The 18,413-nt window shown below is 44.3% G+C and carries 15 protein-coding genes; 8 read left to right on the top strand and 7 right to left on the bottom strand.

Annotation, left to right across the window (positions count from 1 at the left end; translation table 11 throughout):
- Positions 1-114 precede the first annotated feature (114 nt).
- Positions 115-1,440, top strand: a complete 1,326-nt coding sequence (locus tag AO498_RS06915; RefSeq protein ID WP_102135884.1) for a hypothetical protein — start codon at positions 115-117, stop codon at positions 1,438-1,440.
- Positions 1,441-1,531: 91 nt separating this feature from the next.
- A complete protein-coding gene (locus AO498_RS06910; protein ID WP_067545151.1) occupies positions 1,532-3,046 on the top strand; it encodes an OmpP1/FadL family transporter in 1,515 nt (504 codons plus the stop codon).
- On the opposite strand, the gene AO498_RS06905 is transcribed toward AO498_RS06910, so the two are convergent.
- From AO498_RS06905 to AO498_RS06895, 3 genes are read right to left on the bottom strand one after another with little or no spacing between them, the layout of a single operon-like run.
- Positions 3,036-3,566 (bottom strand): shikimate kinase, encoded by a 531-nt coding sequence (locus tag AO498_RS06905; RefSeq protein ID WP_067545147.1) that lies wholly within the window; start codon positions 3,564-3,566, stop codon positions 3,036-3,038. The two genes, AO498_RS06910 and AO498_RS06905, sit on opposite strands and share 11 nt — an antisense overlap.
- Entirely contained in the window at positions 3,563-4,660 is a 1,098-nt protein-coding gene (locus tag AO498_RS06900; RefSeq protein ID WP_067545144.1) for a BT_3928 family protein, read from the bottom strand. Before AO498_RS06900 ends, AO498_RS06905 begins: the two co-directional genes overlap by 4 nt.
- 34 nt (positions 4,661-4,694) lie before the next feature.
- Entirely contained in the window at positions 4,695-5,249 is a 555-nt protein-coding gene (locus tag AO498_RS06895; RefSeq protein ID WP_067545141.1) for a DUF1599 domain-containing protein, read from the bottom strand.
- A 14-nt stretch (positions 5,250-5,263) separates the two neighbouring features.
- Here AO498_RS06895 and folP point away from each other — a divergent pair, with 14 nt between their 5' ends.
- On the top strand, positions 5,264-6,148 hold the full coding sequence (gene folP, locus AO498_RS06890) for a dihydropteroate synthase (RefSeq protein WP_067545138.1): 885 nt from the start codon (positions 5,264-5,266) through the stop codon (positions 6,146-6,148).
- A complete protein-coding gene (gene cdaA / locus AO498_RS06885; protein ID WP_067545135.1) occupies positions 6,145-7,020 on the top strand; it encodes a diadenylate cyclase CdaA in 876 nt (291 codons plus the stop codon). Before folP ends, cdaA begins: the two co-directional genes overlap by 4 nt.
- Positions 7,021-7,064: 44 nt before the next feature.
- Here cdaA and kbl read toward each other — a convergent pair whose 3' ends face one another.
- Entirely contained in the window at positions 7,065-8,261 is a 1,197-nt protein-coding gene (kbl, locus tag AO498_RS06880; protein WP_067545132.1) for a glycine C-acetyltransferase, read from the bottom strand.
- Positions 8,262-8,416: 155 nt separating this feature from the next.
- Between kbl and AO498_RS06875 the strand changes: the two genes are divergently transcribed.
- The 4 genes from AO498_RS06875 to AO498_RS06860 are packed head-to-tail and all read left to right on the top strand — an operon-like array spanning position 8,417 to position 15,110.
- Positions 8,417-9,382 (top strand): NAD-dependent epimerase/dehydratase family protein, encoded by a 966-nt coding sequence (locus AO498_RS06875; protein ID WP_067545124.1) that lies wholly within the window; start codon positions 8,417-8,419, stop codon positions 9,380-9,382.
- Between the two features lie 20 nt (positions 9,383-9,402).
- Entirely contained in the window at positions 9,403-12,219 is a 2,817-nt protein-coding gene (locus AO498_RS06870; protein WP_236778644.1) for a DUF1553 domain-containing protein, read from the top strand.
- A 4-nt stretch (positions 12,220-12,223) separates the two neighbouring features.
- Positions 12,224-13,729: a DUF1501 domain-containing protein gene (locus AO498_RS06865; RefSeq protein ID WP_067545122.1), complete on the top strand. Its 1,506-nt coding sequence runs from the start codon at positions 12,224-12,226 to the stop codon at positions 13,727-13,729.
- Between the two features lies 1 nt (position 13,730).
- The gene (locus tag AO498_RS06860) at positions 13,731-15,110 is read left to right on the top strand and encodes a c-type cytochrome domain-containing protein (RefSeq protein WP_067545120.1); all 1,380 of its coding nucleotides are present in this window, start codon (positions 13,731-13,733) and stop codon (positions 15,108-15,110) included.
- Here AO498_RS06860 and AO498_RS06855 read toward each other — a convergent pair.
- From AO498_RS06855 to AO498_RS06845, 3 genes are read right to left on the bottom strand one after another with little or no spacing between them, the layout of a single operon-like run.
- Entirely contained in the window at positions 15,107-15,457 is a 351-nt protein-coding gene (locus AO498_RS06855) for a Spx/MgsR family RNA polymerase-binding regulatory protein (protein WP_067545116.1), read from the bottom strand. The two genes, AO498_RS06860 and AO498_RS06855, sit on opposite strands and share 4 nt — an antisense overlap.
- A gap of 21 nt (positions 15,458-15,478) precedes the next feature.
- Positions 15,479-16,771: a glutamate-1-semialdehyde 2,1-aminomutase gene (gene hemL / locus AO498_RS06850; protein ID WP_067545113.1), complete on the bottom strand. Its 1,293-nt coding sequence runs from the start codon at positions 16,769-16,771 to the stop codon at positions 15,479-15,481.
- A 5-nt stretch (positions 16,772-16,776) separates the two neighbouring features.
- Entirely contained in the window at positions 16,777-18,411 is a 1,635-nt protein-coding gene (locus tag AO498_RS06845) for an ABC transporter substrate-binding protein (protein ID WP_067545110.1), read from the bottom strand.
- Positions 18,412-18,413 lie beyond the last annotated feature (2 nt).

The raw sequence follows: 18,413 nt of genomic DNA, 5'->3' as shown, positions 1-18,413 counted from the left end.
ACAGGAATATTAAAATAAGAGTATTTTTGCTTAATTAGGGCTGGCAAATATAAGCCAAAAAGTATAACCTCAGGTTTTTACTCCCGTATAACCAAGCAACAATCCACTTCGATTATGAAGAATTCAATTAAAATTTCCACAGCGCTGATCCTAGGTGTAGGGGTGTTTGCATCCTGTACTACCAATAAGATTGCAATAAATCAGACCCCTGATAATTTATATTTCATGGCATCTGACGTCAAACTTGCTACTCAGTATGCTGTAAAAAACAACAATCCTGAGTCCTTCCAGCAAATTTCAGAAGCACCACAATTGTTGGAGGAAAACTTTAGTGCCCGGAATGTAAACCCAGAGTATATCTCTAGATATTCTCAGACACCTTCTGACACGCTTAATGAAGTGGTCTATTTTGACGATAATCAAGCACAAAACTTAAATTCCAACGGTGCAGCCCCAAATATTGATGTTTACAATAATTACTATGTAAACGCAGGAAATAACAGAGGCTGGGGATGGAACAATATGAGCTTTGGAATGGGAATGGGATTCTTTAACCCTTGGGGAATGGGATTCTACGATCCGTTCTTTATGCCAAGTTGGGGATTTAGACCTGGATTTAATATGAGTTTGAATTTTGGATTTGGACGTCCATTTTATCGTCCATTTAATGGCTTTGGAGGATTTTATGATCCATTCTGGGATCCATTTTGGGGTCCTAGCTATGCATGGGGCGGTGGATTTTGGGGCCGACCGGTTTATGGCGTTCAACCTATCTACGTTTTACCAGGAAGTGACTTTGGTGATCGAAGAGTGGTTTATGGATCGCGTCCTACAAGAGGTTCATCTTACGGAGTAACTAGATCAGGGGCAAGTAATTCTGGTTTGGCACCAAGTACCTCAAGAGCTCAAGCAAGATCAAATGCTGCATCTAGCCCATCTGCAAGAAGATTGGTATCTGGACAAAATTCTCGAGTTTCGGGAAGAGACTTCAACAGATCTGAAAATGATTATTATAATACTGGAAGAAGCCGAGTTGCTCCAACCACAAGAAACTACAATTCTCCGGCAGCCAACCGAACAGTAAACACCAGATCATCTTCGGCACTTCCTTCAGCCCGACCTTCAGTCACTAGACCTTCTACCAATGGAGGATACGGAACACCTAGCAGAAGCACCTATTCTTCTCCAAACGTCCGTTCCTCAAGTCCTTCATACAATAGATCTTCTTCTCCGTCTTATAATCGGTCAACAACTCCATCTTACAATCGATCTTCTTCACCAAGCTATAATTCAACACCAAGTAGAGTTTCTACACCTAGCTACAGCGCTCCTTCCAGATCTTCATCCGGAGGTGGAGGAAGCTACAGTGCTCCAAGTAGAAGCTCTGGTGGATCTTCAGGGGGCAGCTCCGGAGGATCCAGAGGAGGAAGGGGGAATTAATTTCCCCCTTTTTTTTTCAGGATTTTTTTTCTGAATAGCAACACCTTTACAACCCTATTGCGTTTTAATTTCAAAACCAGTCGAACAACAAATGAGATTAACATCACTTGTATTGGCCCTTTTGTCTCTGTCTATTTCGAGTGCATTTGCTCAAAGCGGATATTATTTAGACGCACTACGATTTAGTCAAGCACCCGCCTCAGGATCTGCTCGTATCATGGGCATCGGAGGTACTCAATGGTCTTTGGGTGGAGATGTTTCAAATATTGCTGGAAATCCAGCTGGTTTGGGCTTTTTTAGATCTTCCGAAGCTAGCCTTTCATTAGGATATTCAGATTGGGGAATCGATACTCGATTTTTAGGACAAAACAGATCCTACAACACAGGTAATTTTAGCGCGCCTAACCTAAGCTATGTAATGGCTAACCCAAAAAGTAGCCTTGAAACTAGTGCTTTCAAAGGAGGTGCATTTGGAATAAGCTTTCAACGGATAGCCAATTTCAATTCTGAGTTTGGGTTCTTTTCAGATGTCTTAGGAGATAATTCTATCATTGATTTCTATCTCCAGGACGCATTTGGGATTTCTGAAAATCAAATTGAAAACTTTGGACTAACTGGTCTTGCTTATCAAACCTATTTAATCAATCCCATAGTAACAGACCAAAATGGAAATCCGATAAATAGTCCAAACACCTATGATTCCTTTGTTTTAGGGAATCCATTTCAAGATGAAAATGTAACTCAGGAAGGAACCGCTTCTCAGATGTCATTTTCATATGGTGCAAACTTTAACCACAAAGTGTTTGTAGGTGCTGGAATCGGAATTCGATCCCTTTCATTCTCTTCCTATAAAGAATATAATGAGGAATTTGTAGATCAACCGCTACGAACCTCTTCTCTCAGGGAAAACCTTTTCATCAATGGGACGGGCATCAATCTAAGTTTGGGATTAATCTACAAACCGATTGACTATGTCAATTTAGGTTTCAACTTCCAATCTCCAACTTGGTACTCTCTTAATGAAGAATACGAGGCAGGAATTACTGCTGATTTTAACAATTATTACTTCGAGCAAGAAGACATTACGCTTGGACTGCAGCAAGCGAACACCGACCTTTTCCTCAGTACCTACAATCTTCAAACCCCATTGAAACTTGGAGGAGGAGCAACCTTTTTCATTGGAAAGAATGGTTTCCTAAGCGCAGATGTTGACTGGGTAGACTATAGTGCAGCAAGACTCAATTCCAGAGACTTTGATGAGGGCCCCGATAATCAAGCTATTCGAAATAGCTACGGGAGTACCATCAATTTTCGATTAGGTGGAGAAGCAAAAATAGATCGATTTAGATTCAGAGCTGGTTATGGGTTTTATGGGGATCCTTACAGTAACTCCCCTGATCTAGATCAAACCAGCACTCAACTTAGCGGAGGTGTGGGTGTTCGATTTAATACCTTGTACCTAGATTTTGCCTTAGTTCAGCAAAAATTCAATGGAATGTACCGTAGTTATCAAGTATTAGATGCGAATGATCAAAACGTGGGTCCGGTAACTTATCTTGAAAATTCAATTACCTCTGGAATCTTCACCCTAGGATTTAACTTTTGAGCTGATTAATCAGCTCGTACATCAATAGCTCAGTGGAAAAATCTTCTCCGCTGAGCTTTATTTTTGCCTGGTTATAAAAAAACTCCCGCTGGGTCAAAAGACTTTTTAATTTGAGACTAATCTCGCCTTGGTCCATACCTTCAAACATGGGCCTGTTTTGAACCTTTGAACTTCTAAGTCTAGAAGAAATAATATCCAACGGCACATCCAAAAAAACTGACATCCCATGTTGATTGATCAAATCCATGTTGTCATTGAAGCAGGGAGCTCCCCCACCTGTAGCTAAAACAAATGAATCTTCGCGCAATAGCAGTTTTTCCAAGCTTTCTGTTTCCCATTCTCTAAATTTCCCCTCTCCATATCTGGAAAAAATCTCAGGGATAGTCAGGGCATGCGAATCCTCAATCACTTGATCCAAATCAAGGTATGTGAATCCAAGTACTTGGGCTAGTTGCTTTCCGAATGTACTTTTCCCACTTCCTGGAAGCCCTACCAAAACCACTTTCAACGATTTCATCATAGAAATAAATCCACTATTTCCCCCGCGTCAGGAGTATTGTTATGATGATACTTCTCAAGAACTACTCCATCTTTGAGTACCATTATTCCAGGATTAGATCGCATAATGGTTTTCACCACTGTAGCATCAGCCTGCAATCCTATCACACTCCAATTTTGTTGGGAAAGGAAGGAGTCAATTTCCTCCTGAGTAGCGGCTGCCATGAAAACCACGTCAACCGGAGCCCCTTCCAGATCATGAACCATCTCGCTCAGTCGGTCCAGATTACTATCACTCATCTTGGACATATTGGAGCTTAAAATGATCACCTTGTTTCCCGCAAACAAAAACTCAGACTGGTCACCTTCTGCATTCCAAGCTGCGAAATCTGAAATTTTGGGTAGAGCAGCCGGATTTTTGAGCAACATTTCGACAAATTCATAACCTTCCTCAGTCGGATATTGATCAAATCGAAATTCTTGTCCATCCTTTTTCATCACATAGGTGTATTCCAGAGGGGCTGAAGGCTGCATATTCACTGGAATATTAACTCCCACTTTGTAAGCTCTAAAATCAATAAATGGGAGATTTTGAATCGCCCAAATGGCAAGACCGGTAGAAGCGACCAAAGTCAACAATGAAGTCCAAGCTGTCCACTTAGGGCTATCTTCTGGCAAGTTCTTCCGAAATGCAAACAAAAACCCAATGAAAATCAAAAGAATCAAATCCTTATAAAAAGACTCCCAAGGCGTCAACTTGATGGCATCACCAAAGCAGCCACAATCTGTTACTTTGTTGAAATAGGCTGAGAAGAATGTCAAAAAGGTGAAAAACAAAATCATCAGCCCTAAAGCCCAAATGGTTTGCTTGAGTCGATAGCCGATAATCAACATTACCCCAAGTACCACTTCAGAAACCACCAAAATTACTGCAATCGGAAGTGCAAAAGGCTTGAGGTACAGAAAGAACCCAGCGATATCATTGGAAAAAACATCAAAATATTCTTCCAGTTTGATTGCTGTTCCAACAGGATCATTGACCTTAATTAATCCAGAAAAAATAAACAGGCCTCCTACTAAAAATCGAAGAATCCAAAGTATGGTTTGCTTATTCATGCGTTTGTGCTTTAAAATCTAGGAGTTTTTACGTTTAGTTATTGGACTCGTGATAGCCGAGTTTGATCAGGCAAAAAACTGCGTAATTGATCATGTCCTGATAGTTGGCTTCTATTCCTTCAGACACTAGAGTTTGGCCTTCATTGTCCTCGATTTGCTTGACTCGGTAGAGTTTCATCAAAATTATATCAGTCATAGAGCTCACACGCATATCTCTCCAAGCCTCACCGTAGTCGTGATTTTTATTTTCTAGAAGTCCTTTTGTGGCTGTCGCCCAATGATCATAATGAGGCTCGAGCTGCTCGTAAGGAATCTCCATTCGTTCATCCTCCTTCAGGCTAATCTGGATTAGTGCAATGAGACAGTAATTTATGATGCCAACAAACTCATCCACAATGGGATCATTGACCTTTTGGCTGCCTTTTTCTTGAATTGAACGGATACGCTGGGCCTTGATGAAAATTTGATCGGTAATTGATGAAATCCTTAAAATTCTCCAAGCTGTACCATAATCGACTGTTTTCTTCCGAAATAATTCTTTACATCGGGAAATGACTTGACTATATTCGTTGCTAGTTTTCGTTTCCAAAATCCACTCGTTTAATGCTTCCTATTCAGGGACAAAATTCTTCGATCGAAGATAGAGTATTTCCCCAAAAATTTACACTTCAAATCAAAGGAAGGCTTTATTCCTTTGCCAAGCCCAAGGTGATGGGTATTTTAAATCTAACCCCAGATTCATTTTTTGAAGGAAGTAGAATCAGTGGAAATTCCACTTTACTTCTCAAAAAAGCTGAAAAAATGATTCTGGATGGCGCTGAACTTCTGGACTTGGGTGGATACAGCACAAGACCAGGAGCCAAAGACATTTCAGTTGAAGAGGAAATTTCAAGAGTCCAACCTGCCTTTTCTATCCTCAAGAAAGAATTCCCTGAAATCTTACTTTCTGTGGATAGTTTTAGAGCCCAAGTTGCTCAAGCCGCAATTGATGCAGGGGCAGATATCATCAATGATATTTCTGCTGGTGAACTAGACCCCATGATGCTACAGGTCGTAGCTGAATCCGGACTTCCTTACATTGCCATGCATATGCGAGGCACTCCTCAAACCATGCAACAAGAAACGTCCTATGCTGATTTTTTGAACGAAATCCTGCATTATTTCTCCCAAAAAATGGATAACTTCAGAAAACTTGGCATCAAAGATGTAATCTTAGACCCAGGTTTTGGCTTTGCAAAAACGTTGGATCAAAACTACCAATTGCTGCGGCAGATCGATCTTTTTCAAATCTTCGGCTGTCCCCTTTTGGTTGGAGTTTCGAGAAAATCCATGATTTATCGGCTCCTGCATACCGATCCAGAACATGCGCTCAATGGGACTACCGCACTAAATATGGTGGCGTTACTCAAAGGAGCGAACTTGCTCCGGGTGCATGACGTTAAGGAAGCAAAAGAAACCATTACTTTATTCGAACAATTATACCCTTGAGCCTGCTTTTCAAAATTGGATTTTTAGATATCTCCATCGTCAATATGATCGATATTGCGTTGGTGGCAGCGCTTTTATATCAAATCTATAAGCTGCTCAAGGGAAGTGTTGCCATCAAAATCTTCCTTGGTTTCTTATCCATTTATTTAATCTATTTGCTGGTAAGAGCACTTCGTATGGAATTGCTTTCTGCGATTTTGGGGCAATTCATGGGAGTTGGGGTGATTGCTGCCATTATCATTTTTGCGCCAGAAATTAGAAAATTCCTTTTATTGGTGGGTAGATCGTCCTTACTTTCCAATGATAACATCTGGAAAGACATCTTATTTTTCTGGAGAAAAAAGGAAAATTCTGCCTTTAATATCAGTCCGATTATTGATGCCGCAAAAACTTTGGCCGGTAGCAATACCGGAGCTTTAATGGTTATTTCTTCCAGTACCGAATTGAAATTTTATGCTGAAAGCGGAGATATTTTAGACGCCGAACTTTCCAAGCGTTTGCTGGTCTCAATCTTCAATAAATACAGTCCTCTTCATGATGGCGCTGTGATCATTCACAATGGACGAATCAAAGCTGCACGCTGTATTCTCCCAGTTACTGAACGAGAGGTACCTGCTCAATTTGGATTGAGGCATCGAGCCGGAATCGGAATGTCTGAAGCCACCGATGCTTTGATCTTGGTAATCTCAGAAGAGACAGGACAAATTTCTATGGCTAAAAACGGCAAAGTACTCCATAATCTTTCCTTCCAGGAAGTTCGAGAAATTATCAATGACTACTTGAACAACGAAGACTTGGATGACCGATTTGAAAAACTCTCGGAATACGATCTGAACAAAAAGAAAAAGCTGGCCATGACCAGCAAATCCTAAGTAAAAAGGCCGAAAAATTAATTTTCGGCCTTTTTACTTTTAGTTTATTTTACCACTCCCAATTCTTTTCCAACCTCTATAAACGCAGCAATAGCCTGATCTAGATGATGCCGTTCATGACCTGCGGAAATCTGCACTCGGATTCGAGCCTGACCTTTGGGAACCACCGGATAGTAAAACCCAATCACATAGATTCCTTTCGCCAAAAGTTTCTCAGCCATCTTTTGCGAAAGCACGGCATCGTACAGCATAACAGGCACTATTGGATGTGTTCCCGGCTTAATATCAAAACCTGCTGCATTCATCTTTTCTCTGAAATACGCAGTATTTGACTCCAGTTTATCGCGAAGAGCAGTAGTCTCTGATAACAAATCCAATACAGCAATGGAAGCTCCCGTGATCGATGGTGCCAAAGTGTTTGAAAACAAATAAGGTCTCGAACGTTGACGGAGCAACTCGATGATTTCTTTTCTTCCCGAAGTAAATCCTCCCGAAGCACCACCGAGGGCTTTACCCAAGGTACCCGTGATAATGTCGATTTTACCCATTACCCCGCAGTGCTCATGGACACCACGGCCTGTCTTGCCCATAAATCCAGTGGAATGACACTCATCGGACATGATCAAAGCTTCATATTTCTCAGCCAATTCCACGATTTTATCCAGCTGAGCAATCGTACCGTCCATGGAGAAGACTCCGTCGGTCACGATGATCTTTTGCTTGGCACCTGCAGCGATGGCATCTTGAAGCTGCTTTTCCAAATCAGCCATATTGTTGTGCTCGTAGCGGTAGCGCATGGCTTTGCACAATCTCACTCCGTCAATGATCGAGGCATGGTTTAGCGCATCGGAAATGATCGCATCCTCCGGACCAAAAAGCGGTTCAAACACACCCCCATTCGCGTCAAAAGCTGCGGCATACAAAATAGTATCCTCAGTACCCAAAAATTCGGAGATCTTTTGTTCCAACTCCTTATGAATATCCTGCGTGCCGCAAATGAACCGCACGGAAGACATGCCAAATCCATGAGAATCAATGGCTGCTTTAGCCGCTTCAATGACACGGGGATGTGAGGAAAGCCCGAGGTAGTTATTTGCACAGAAATTCAGCACTTGCTGACCTCCGGCAATGGTAATTTCCGCTGCTTGCGGAGAGGTGATGATACGTTCTCTTTTGAAAAGACCTGCTTCTTCGATGGAGGCTAACTCTTGTTCTAATTTGGGTTTAAACTGATCGTACATGGTATAGGATTGCTATTAATGATTTCCAAAGTTTGTTTTTCCGCTGATCAAAAATTCGATTCAGGCATGGGTTTTTTACTACTTTTGCGCAAGCAAACCCAAATATAGACAAAAACCCTCAACACGAATTTGGAGGGTTTTCGAAAGACTTTCACATGGAAAAGATTCTTGTTATCGGAGCTGGAGGACAGCTTGGTTCGGAACTTACGCAGGCATTAGCCAATCAGTTTGGAGGAGAACAAGTCATCGCGACCGACCTCAGAGATTCAGCCCGATCTGCTTTTGATTTTTGCCGATTCCAGACCTTGGATGTGATGAATAAAGAGGCACTTCGGGATTTGGTCAAAGAGGAAAAAGTCACTCAGATTTATCACTTGGCCGCAGTCCTATCAGCTACGGGGGAAAAGAACCCGCTTTTTGCCTGGCATCTCAATATGGATAGCTTGCTTTATGTTCTGGAACTGGCCAAAGAACAGAAACTGGACAAAATTTATTGGCCCTCCTCCATTGCCGTTTTTGGTCCCAATACTCCGAAGTTCAATACCCCTCAATTCTGCGTAAAAGAACCCAACACCGTCTACGGCATCAGCAAGCAGGCAGGAGAACGATGGTGTGAATACTACTTCGAAAAGCATGGGGTGGACGTGCGAAGCCTTCGCTACCCAGGTCTGATTGGATACAAATCCCTACCGGGAGGCGGCACGACTGACTATGCAGTGGATATCTACCACAAGGCCATTGCGAATGAAAAATTCAACTGCTTCCTTCGCGAAGACAGTTACTTGCCGATGATGTACATGCCAGATGCGATCAAAGCCACATTGGATCTGATGAATGCCCCTCGGGAATCGGTAAAAATCCGCTCCAGCTACAACTTAGCAGGAATGAGCTTTTCCCCAAAAGAGATCTTCGAAAGCATCAAAAAGCACGTTCCTGACTTCCAGATTGAATTCAATCCCGACTTCCGTCAGGCCATCGCAGACTCCTGGCCGGATAGCATAGACGATAGCCGTGCTCGGGAAGACTGGGGATGGCAACCGGATTATGACTTGGATGGAATGACGACGGATATTTTGAAAAATTTGCCGAGTTACTTTCCTCCCAAAAACACGCTTATCTAAAATAGAATTGGGCCGCTTTAATGAAAAGCGGCTTTTTTAATTCCTATTCATTATCCTCTCTTCCTTCCTATTTCGAAATTGGCTATTTTTCCTCCGATTCATTTCGGACCATGCTCACCAACCGCCTAGCCCTAATTCTCAGCCTTCTGATCGGGATTACCCTGATCGGGTTCTTCTTTTTAGGGGCTGAAAAAGAAGTGGATTTCAGCACAGAAATCAAACCCATCCTCAACAAGCACTGCATCTCCTGCCATGGAGGCGTGAAAAAAAGCGGAGGGTTTAGCTTGCTCTTCGAGGAAGAAGCCTTCGCCCCTACCGAATCCGGACATCCTGCGATCGTTCCTGGGAGTTCCTCCTCCAGCGAACTCATCAAGCGGCTGACACATTCCGATCCCGAACTCCGAATGCCTTACCAGCGTGCCCAACTCAGTAAGGAGGAAATTGAATTACTGAAAGAATGGATCGATCAAGGGGCCAAGTGGGGGAAACATTGGGCTTACGAACCGGTCCAGGAACCCAAACTTCCCGCGAATCCCACTGCTGCCAGTTTTGGTGGCACTGAAAACATCTCGCTTGCTCCCATTGACTTTTTTGTCCAAGAAAAACTGCCAAGTCTAGGTTTGAGTCCATCCTCACCCGAAAATCCAATGAGACTCCTTCGAAGAGTGGCTTTGGACATTACAGGCTTGCCTCCTTCGGAATCTTTGATTCGGGACTTTTCCTCCGGCAAAATCAGCTACGAGCAAGCCGTGGATCAATTGCTTTCTTCAGAAGCCTATGGGGAAAAATGGGCGACTTGGTGGCTGGACCTTGCCCGCTATGCCGATACCAAAGGCTACGAACGGGACGTTTCCCGTACCTTTTGGCCCTATCGGGACTGGGTGATTCGGTCTTTTAATGCCGACAAACCCTTCGATGAATTTACCGTCGAGCAGCTGGCAGGCGACCTCTTGCCCAATCCTTCCCAAGATCAACTGACCGCGACGGCCTTTCATCGGAACACCATGAACAATGACGAAGGTGGAACCGAGGACGAGGAATTCCGCGTTGCCGCTGTCTTGGACCGGGTGAGCACCACCTTCGAAGTCTGGCAAAGTACAACCATGGCTTGCGTGCAATGCCATAGTCATCCTTACGATCCCATCCGACACGAAGAATTCTTCGAGTCCCTGGCCTTTTTCAATAATACAAGAGACGAAGACACCCACGACGAAGAGCCTCGATTACGATTTTACGAAGCGGAAGATCAGGCCAAAGTGAACCAGATAGTGGCTTGGGCTGAAGAAAATGAAGGAAAAACTGCCACCAGGCAGCGGGCTGACTTTCTGAAATTCCACGAACCCAAATACGCCGCTCACCTTGCCACGGACTTCCAACAATCCGAGTTGATCGACACCAAATGGCTCGGGCTCTGGCCAGGAGGCTCTGCCGTCTATAAAAACATCGACACCCAGGGTTCTGACCAACTCCTGCTCGATTATTGGTCTGGAGTGGATGGTACCAAAATGACCATCCGAAAGGATGGACCCGAAGGAGAAATTCTCGCCAGCTTTGTGATCAACAAAACCCAAGGAGAGGTTGTGAAGGAAATCCCCTTCAAGCCTGTGCAAGGGAAAGTCAACCTCTACATCGAAGCTCAAAATCCAAGTGCAAAACCCCAGCAAAACACCTCCTCCATCGTCTGGTTTGCTTTTGTCCCAAGTCTGAAAGGAAAGGAAAAGCCCGGCTTCTCCACTGTGAAAAAATCCTGGGAGGAGCTGCTTCATTTCCGTGGAACACGCCTTCCCATCCTGATCGAAAATCCGGACTACATGGCCCGACCGACCTTTGTCTTTGAGCGAGGCAACTGGATGGTACGTGGAGAAAAAGTAAGTCCAAAAGTTCCAAAGGAGCTGGGAACTTGGAATTCGAAATGGCCATCCAATCGCTTGGGATTTGCCTATTGGCTCACCGCTCCAGAAAATCCCCTGACCTCCCGTACGCTTGTCAATCGTGTTTGGGATCAGCTTTTCGGCAGAGGATTAGTCTCGACGCTAGAGGATATGGGCACCCAATCCGATCCGCCTTCCCATCCCGAGCTACTGGATTACTTGGCTTGGAAGACGGTCCATGACTACGACTGGAGCATCAAATCACTTATTCGAGAGATAGTCACTTCGGCTACATATCAGCAATCTTCGGTAATTAGCTCGGAGGTTTTCCAGAAAGATCCCAAAAACCAATGGTATGCCCGAGGGCCTCGATACCGGCTTTCTGCCGAGCAAATCCGCGATCAGGCACTTGCCACAAGCGGATTATTGAGCCGAAAAATGTATGGGAAGCCCGTGATGCCTACCCAGCCGGAGGGCATTTGGCAGACGGTGTACAATGGGGAGTCTTGGAAAGAAAGCGAGGGCGAAGATAAGTACCGCCGAAGTGTGTACACCTTCCTGAAGCGCACCAGCCCTTATCCTTCCTTTATCTCCTTTGATGCGGGAAGCCGTGAAGTCTGTCTTGGTAAGCGACTGGTGACCAATACGCCTTTGCAAGCCTTGGCCACCTTGAATGATCCGGTTTACCTCGATGCTGCCAAAGCCTTGAGCCAAAAAGCATGGGAGAAATCGGGAAAAAAACCCGAACTGGCTATCCAAACCATTTACCAAAACCTATTGCTTTTGCCGATCTCAGAAAGCAAAAAAGCCAACCTGATGAACCTTTATAAGTCAGCTAAATCAAACTTTGATCAGGACCAAAAATCCTTGACAGAGTTTTTCCCAGGAGCGGATTCCGGCTTAGCTGCCTTGGCCGTGGCCACCAATGCAATGATGAATTTAGACGAATTTTTAACCAAGCCCTGATCTCATGAATGCGGAAAAGCTACTGAACGAATTGGTCAACCAAAAATTGCAAACGCAGACGAGAAGGCATTTTCTCCTCGACTGCGTGAGCAAAATGGGCGGGCTTGCCTTAGCTCCTTTACTTTTTGGCTGTGAGTTGGGGAAAAATGGAACCCTGAAAACTGGCCTTCAGCTCAGCGATCGGGATTTGAATCCCTTGTCTCCCCTTCCTCCGCCGTTTTTGGGAAAAGCAAAATCCATCATATACCTCCACATGGCGGGGGCGCCTTCTCAGTTGGAGTTGTTTGATTTCAAGCCCGAACTGGCCAAATACCACGATCAGGACTGTCCGGAGAGCTTGTTGGAAGGTCGGAAGTTTGCCTTTATCAGAGGAGTGCCCAAAATGCTCGGTCCTCAGGCCAAGTTTTCTCAACACGGGGAAAGCGGAGCTTGGATTTCAGATTACTTACCTCATTTTTCCAAAGTAGCCGATGAAGTAGCTTTTCTAAAGGCGATGCATACAGATCAGTTTAATCACGGACCGGCGCAATTATTCATGCAGACAGGTTCACCGAGGTTAGGAAGACCAAGTTTAGGTAGTTGGGTGACCTATGGTTTGGGCACCGAAAACCAGAATCTTCCGGGATTTGTCGTCTTGACTTCCGGTGGAAAAACGCCCGACGCAGGCAAAAGCGTCTGGGGCTCGGGATTTCTCCCCTCGGTCTATCAAGGCGTCCAATGCCGATCCAAAGGCGACCCTGTATTGTATCTCGAGGATCCAAGCGGCATGTCCCGTGATCTCAAAAAGCAAGTCATCACTGCTATCAATCAGTCCAATCAGGAAGATTTTGAAAACTTCGGCGATCCTGAGATCCTCGCCAGAATTAATCAATACGAGATGGCCTATCGGATGCAAATCGAAGTGCCCGAGGTGATGAACATCAACGACGAACCCGAGCATATCCATCAGCTCTACGGCACCCAGCCCGGAGAGGAATCCTTCGCTAACAATTGCCTTTTGGCAAGAAAACTGGTGGAAAAGGGCGTACGTGTGGTCCAACTCTACGATTGGGGTTGGGATACTCACGGCACCGATCATGATGGCTCAATCGATATGGGCTTGCGTAACAAGTGCCGCACTATTGACAGGCCGATGACCGCCTTGCTGCTGGACCTGAAGCAGCGGGGACTTTTGGAAGAAACCTTGGTTGTCTGGGGTGGAGAATTTGGACGCACACCGATGCAGGAAAACCGGGAGGGCAAAAAGATGGGTTTCCTCGGACGGGATCACCACGTGGATGCCTTCACGATGTGGATGGCCGGAGGCGGAGTCAAAAAAGGCGCGAGCTACGGCATTACAGATGACTTCGGCTTTGCCGGGATAGACGAGCGCACCTCCGTGCATGACCTGCATGCTACCATTTTACACTTGATGGGTTTTGACCACGAGAAGTTTACTTATGAGTTTCAAGGCAGGCCGTTCCGACTGACCGATGTTCATGGCGAATTAATCCGATCCGTAATCGCCTGATATGCTGAGTTTCATCTTTCCGCTTTTGGGTCGCTTTCACCCCATTTTGGTCCACCTGCCGATTGGGATTTTGGTTTTTGGTGTCCTGCTTATTTTCCTTTCGAAAAAGCAGGACAAAACCTTCCTTGCTGCCATTCAGCTGGCCTTTTTGTTGGGTTCGATCGGAGGGGTTTTGGCCTGTATTTCAGGATTTCTCCAATACCAATTCGAAGGCTTTTCCTGGGACACGGTTCAGTTTCACCTGATTTTCGGTATTCTGACTACGGCTGCAGGATTTTTCTTTTATGGGAAAAATAAAAGAACAAGCGATCCCAGCACGCTGAAATGGAGCTCAACTGCATTGATCGGAGCACTCTTGTTTACTGGCCACTTGGGAGGAACGATCACCCATGGCGAAGGCTACTTCACCGAAGTGATGCCCGAAAATCTCCAATCCCTTTTTGGAGGAGCACCTTCCTCAGCAGCCCCACTGACCTTGCCTGAGGAGGGTTGGGAGGAACTGGCCTACTATGATGAGGTGGTGCAGCCGATCTTAAATTCCAACTGCCAAAGCTGCCACAATCCCCGAAACAAGAAAGGCGGACTGGACCTCAGCACCAAAGAAGCTCTACTGAAAGGTGGAGAAAACGGGCCTGTAATTGACCCGCATGAATTTCTGAAAAGCAGTCTAGTCAGTCGAATGGAGCTCCCGCAGGACCACGAAGACCACATGCCTCCAAGCGAGAAGCGTCAACCTAAAAAAGAGGAACTTCAGCTGCTTCGCCTTTGGCTGGAAAATGAAGCCTCTTTTGACCTGAAACTAGGAGCTGCCAAACCGGAAAAGAAATTGCTGGAACCCTTTTTCCAGCGTGAAGAAATCGCTTTTTATCCAACTGTAACCTTTTCGCCAATTGCAGAGGACACCTTAGCTCTACTTCGGAAAAAAGGATTCTACGTGGAGCCAATTGCTCAGGGAAGCTTAATCCTGAAGTTGAGCTGCATCAACTTCCGGGATTTTCAAGATCAAAATCTTGGGGATTTGGCATCCGTCAAAGGCCATATTGTCTACCTGGATCTCAGTGGAACGATGATCACGGACCAGATTCTTACATCATTGGGAGATTTCCCACATGTGACGGTGCTCAAGCTTAACCACACCCAAGTCAAAGGAGCAAACCTGGAAAGCTTGAAGTCACTAAAAAATCTGAAATCCCTTTACCTCAATGGAATCTCGATCACCCAAACCGATCTGGAGAAGCTTGACCAACTACCTCGGTTGGAAAGAGTATTTGCCTATGAAACTGGACTTATTGGCAATGAATCATTGAAAAAATTCAAGTTCAAACTGGAGACAGGAAGCTATGAATTGCCTCCTATCCCCAGTGATACGATCGTGTATTAAATCTTTTGCCCTATCTGATCTGGAACAAATCCCAAGGTGATGCTTCCATCTGGATACAGGATCACTGGGCGTTTGATCATACTTGAGTTTTCAATCAAAATGGGAAGAGCGGTTTCAACATTTTCCAATGCCGCTTTTTGAGCCTCATCCATTTTTTTGTAGGTTGTACCCTGCTTGTTTACCAAGGTAGACAATGGAATTTTCTCCAAAAATGAGGTCAGCAATGCTGCTGTTGGTTTTTGTTTTTTGTAATCGATAAACTCATAATCCACTCCCTTTTCCTCAAGAAAAGTGAAAGTCTTTTTCATCGTATCACAATTTTTTATGCCATAAACACTAAGCTTCATTTCCTTTTGAATTTAGAAGGTTTAACCATGAATTTCCCTCATGCTTTCTTCATGAGCAGTTAGAATCTTCCCGATCAATTCATCTGACAAGGCGGTACTCAAAAACAAACTTTCAAATTGACTTGGAGCAAGGTATATCCCTCTTTTCAACATCGCTTGGAAATAGCTACCAAATAAAACTGTGTTTGATTTTTTAGCTGATTCAAAGTCTACTACAGGCTGGTCTGTAAAAAACAAAGAATACATACTTCCCAGCGCATTCACGGTATAATTCAAATTTAAATCGTGGTTGATTTTGCTGATTCCCTCGGTGATTTTTCGACCGATCAAGGCCAATTCAGCATAGACTTCAGGATGATTATTCAAATAGTGAAGCATGGCAAGGCCCGCAGACATCGCGATCGGATTTCCTGAAAGGGTTCCTGCCTGATACACAGGTCCTGCTGGGGAAACAAATTCCATGATTTCTTTTTTACCCCCGTAAGCACCTACAGGCATTCCTCCACCGATGATTTTACCTAATGTTGTCATGTCTGGAGTGACTCCAAAAAGCTCCTGTGCTCCGCCTTTTGCTAATCGGAATCCAGTCATCACTTCATCAAAAATCAAGACGATTCCCTCTCGGGTACAGATTTCGCGAAGCCCTTCTAAATAACCGGGTAGAGGTAGCGCTAAACCCATATTTCCAGGAACAGGCTCCAAAATTAAGGCTGCAATTTCGCCTTTATTCGCTTTCACCAATCTTTCAATCGCCTCGAGATCATTATATGGAGCCAGCAAGGTATCCTTTGCGGTACCTACCGTCACTCCGGGTGAATCTGGATTCCCCATTGTAATTGCTCCAGAACCAGCGGAGATCAAAAAGGAATCTCCATGACCGTGGTAATGGCCTTCCATTTTGATAAATTTATCACGCCCGGTATAGCCTCTTGCTACGCGAATTGCTGACATGGTGGCCTCCGTACCGGAGTTGACCATTCTTACTTTTTCGACGGAAGGAACCATCTCCACAATGAGTTCTGCGATTTCGATCTCCTTCGCTGTAGGGGCACCGTAAGAAAGTCCATCCTCGACGGCTTTTACCACAGCCTCTCGAATCATCGGATGATTGTGTCCAAGAATCATAGGCCCCCAACTATTGATTAATTCAATAAATGAATTTCCATCAACATCATACAGGTAGGCTCCATCTGATTTTTGGATAAAAATCGGCTCTCCACCGACAGCTCGAAACGCGCGCACGGGAGAGTTTACCCCTCCTGGAATAACATTCTTGGCTTCTGCAAAAAGCCGCTTACTTTCTGAAATTCTCATGATAATTAATTCAATGGAACGAGTTGCCCCATTTCAAATTTGAACACCGGAACGTGGGTGTTGTTGTGTGAATTGGTAAAATTATATCCCCAGGTAAGTTTGCCTGGACTATACCGACTCAAATCCAAGCCGGATCGAAGGTCAAAATCAAGATTTTCTTTAGCGTTTTGATCCAACCAATATATAAGCTCATACCCAACAACTGCATTCAAGGAAGGAAAAGCAAGGTATTTGGTATAAAACGCCTCTCTAAATAGATCCATTTCTGGAGAAGAAAAGCGAGGGGTATTATTGGCTATGAAATAGAAATTGGGGAATTCGAGCATTTCAAAATTGGCAAAATTGAATCCCAACCAAGAGTCCATTACCAGCACTGGTAACGAAGTATTGATGCTTTCCATCAATCCAAAGGTGGATTGTGCGATTGCCGGATCATCTGTTAGCAAAATAACCTGCTGGACAGACGGAGTATTTTCACGTCTTACTCCTAGTCCTTGGAAAAACTCCAATACATTTCGAGCATCTACGCGCTGCATTTTCACCACCTTGAATCCTTTAGCGGTGAGTTCTTGTTGAAGAATTCCTGCAAGATTTTCGTCCCTTGAGCTTCCAGAATGAGCTATTGCTACTGATTTACCCCAATTCTGGGAGGTAATTGCTGTTTGAATTCCTTTGGATAAAGAAGCCACCGAAGGTCTAAACAAGTAGCTGTAAGCACTTTCTTCAAATCGATCCCCCAAATTGGAAAGTGGGTGAACAAATGGAATTTTTTCAGCCTCTGCAAAACTACTCACTAAAGATGTTTCCTCTTGGTAAATCGGACCTACCAAAACATCTGATGATCGTACATTTTCATCTTTTAGAATAGTAGACAATTGATTTACATCCCGTTTGGAATCAAAAGAATTGAGCTGGATTTTTTTCCCTTGACGCTTTAATTGCTCAACCGCAAGTGCCATCCCTTGGTACAGTTCAAAGACAAAATCGGTTGGCTTACCTTGAGAAAGAGAAGCATTTGGAGAAGAAAAAGGTAAAATCAAGGCAATGTCCAATTGACCATCGTTAACCGATTTTACTTTTCCCGAGGCTCGTATTTTCACCAAAGCTTCTTGTTCGCTACTGGAAAGAATCGACTTTTGCTCGAACACCTGACCCAAAGCCGCGGAAAAAGACGGAATGGCTTTAAACTCTTCCAAATTCGTCACGAAAAATGAAGGTGACTCTTTGAGCAAAAACTCAAAAGCCGCATTATTGGCCTTCGATTTTATCGTCTCATTTTTGATGGAGGAAATTATTCGAAGCGCTTCTACGGTTTGATTATTTTGAAAATACGCGAGAAGAAGTAAATACTTAGACTCGTCACTGTATTTCCAATCTGTGGCGTAGAAAGGAGAAAGCGCTTCGATTGCTTTTGAGGGTTGGTTTACTGCCAATGCAGCTTCTGCCAACTGAAGTGCCGCATAAGGAGCTAATTTTCCATAATTGGATTGATCCAAAAAAGGAGTGAACTGGTTGATTGCTGCCCAATAATCCTTGGAAATCAAGCTTTGCTTTGCTTTGAGATATGCTTCAGGGGTATTTTGTGAAAAACCGGTTAGGAAACAAAAAAAAGCACTAATGGATAGAAGAATTTTTCGCATGG

The organism is Algoriphagus sanaruensis (assembly GCF_001593605.1).
Lineage (GTDB): Bacteria > Bacteroidota > Bacteroidia > Cytophagales > Cyclobacteriaceae > Algoriphagus > Algoriphagus sanaruensis.
Note: the sequence above shows the minus strand (reverse complement) of the source record. Positions and strands in the feature narration are given on the sequence as shown.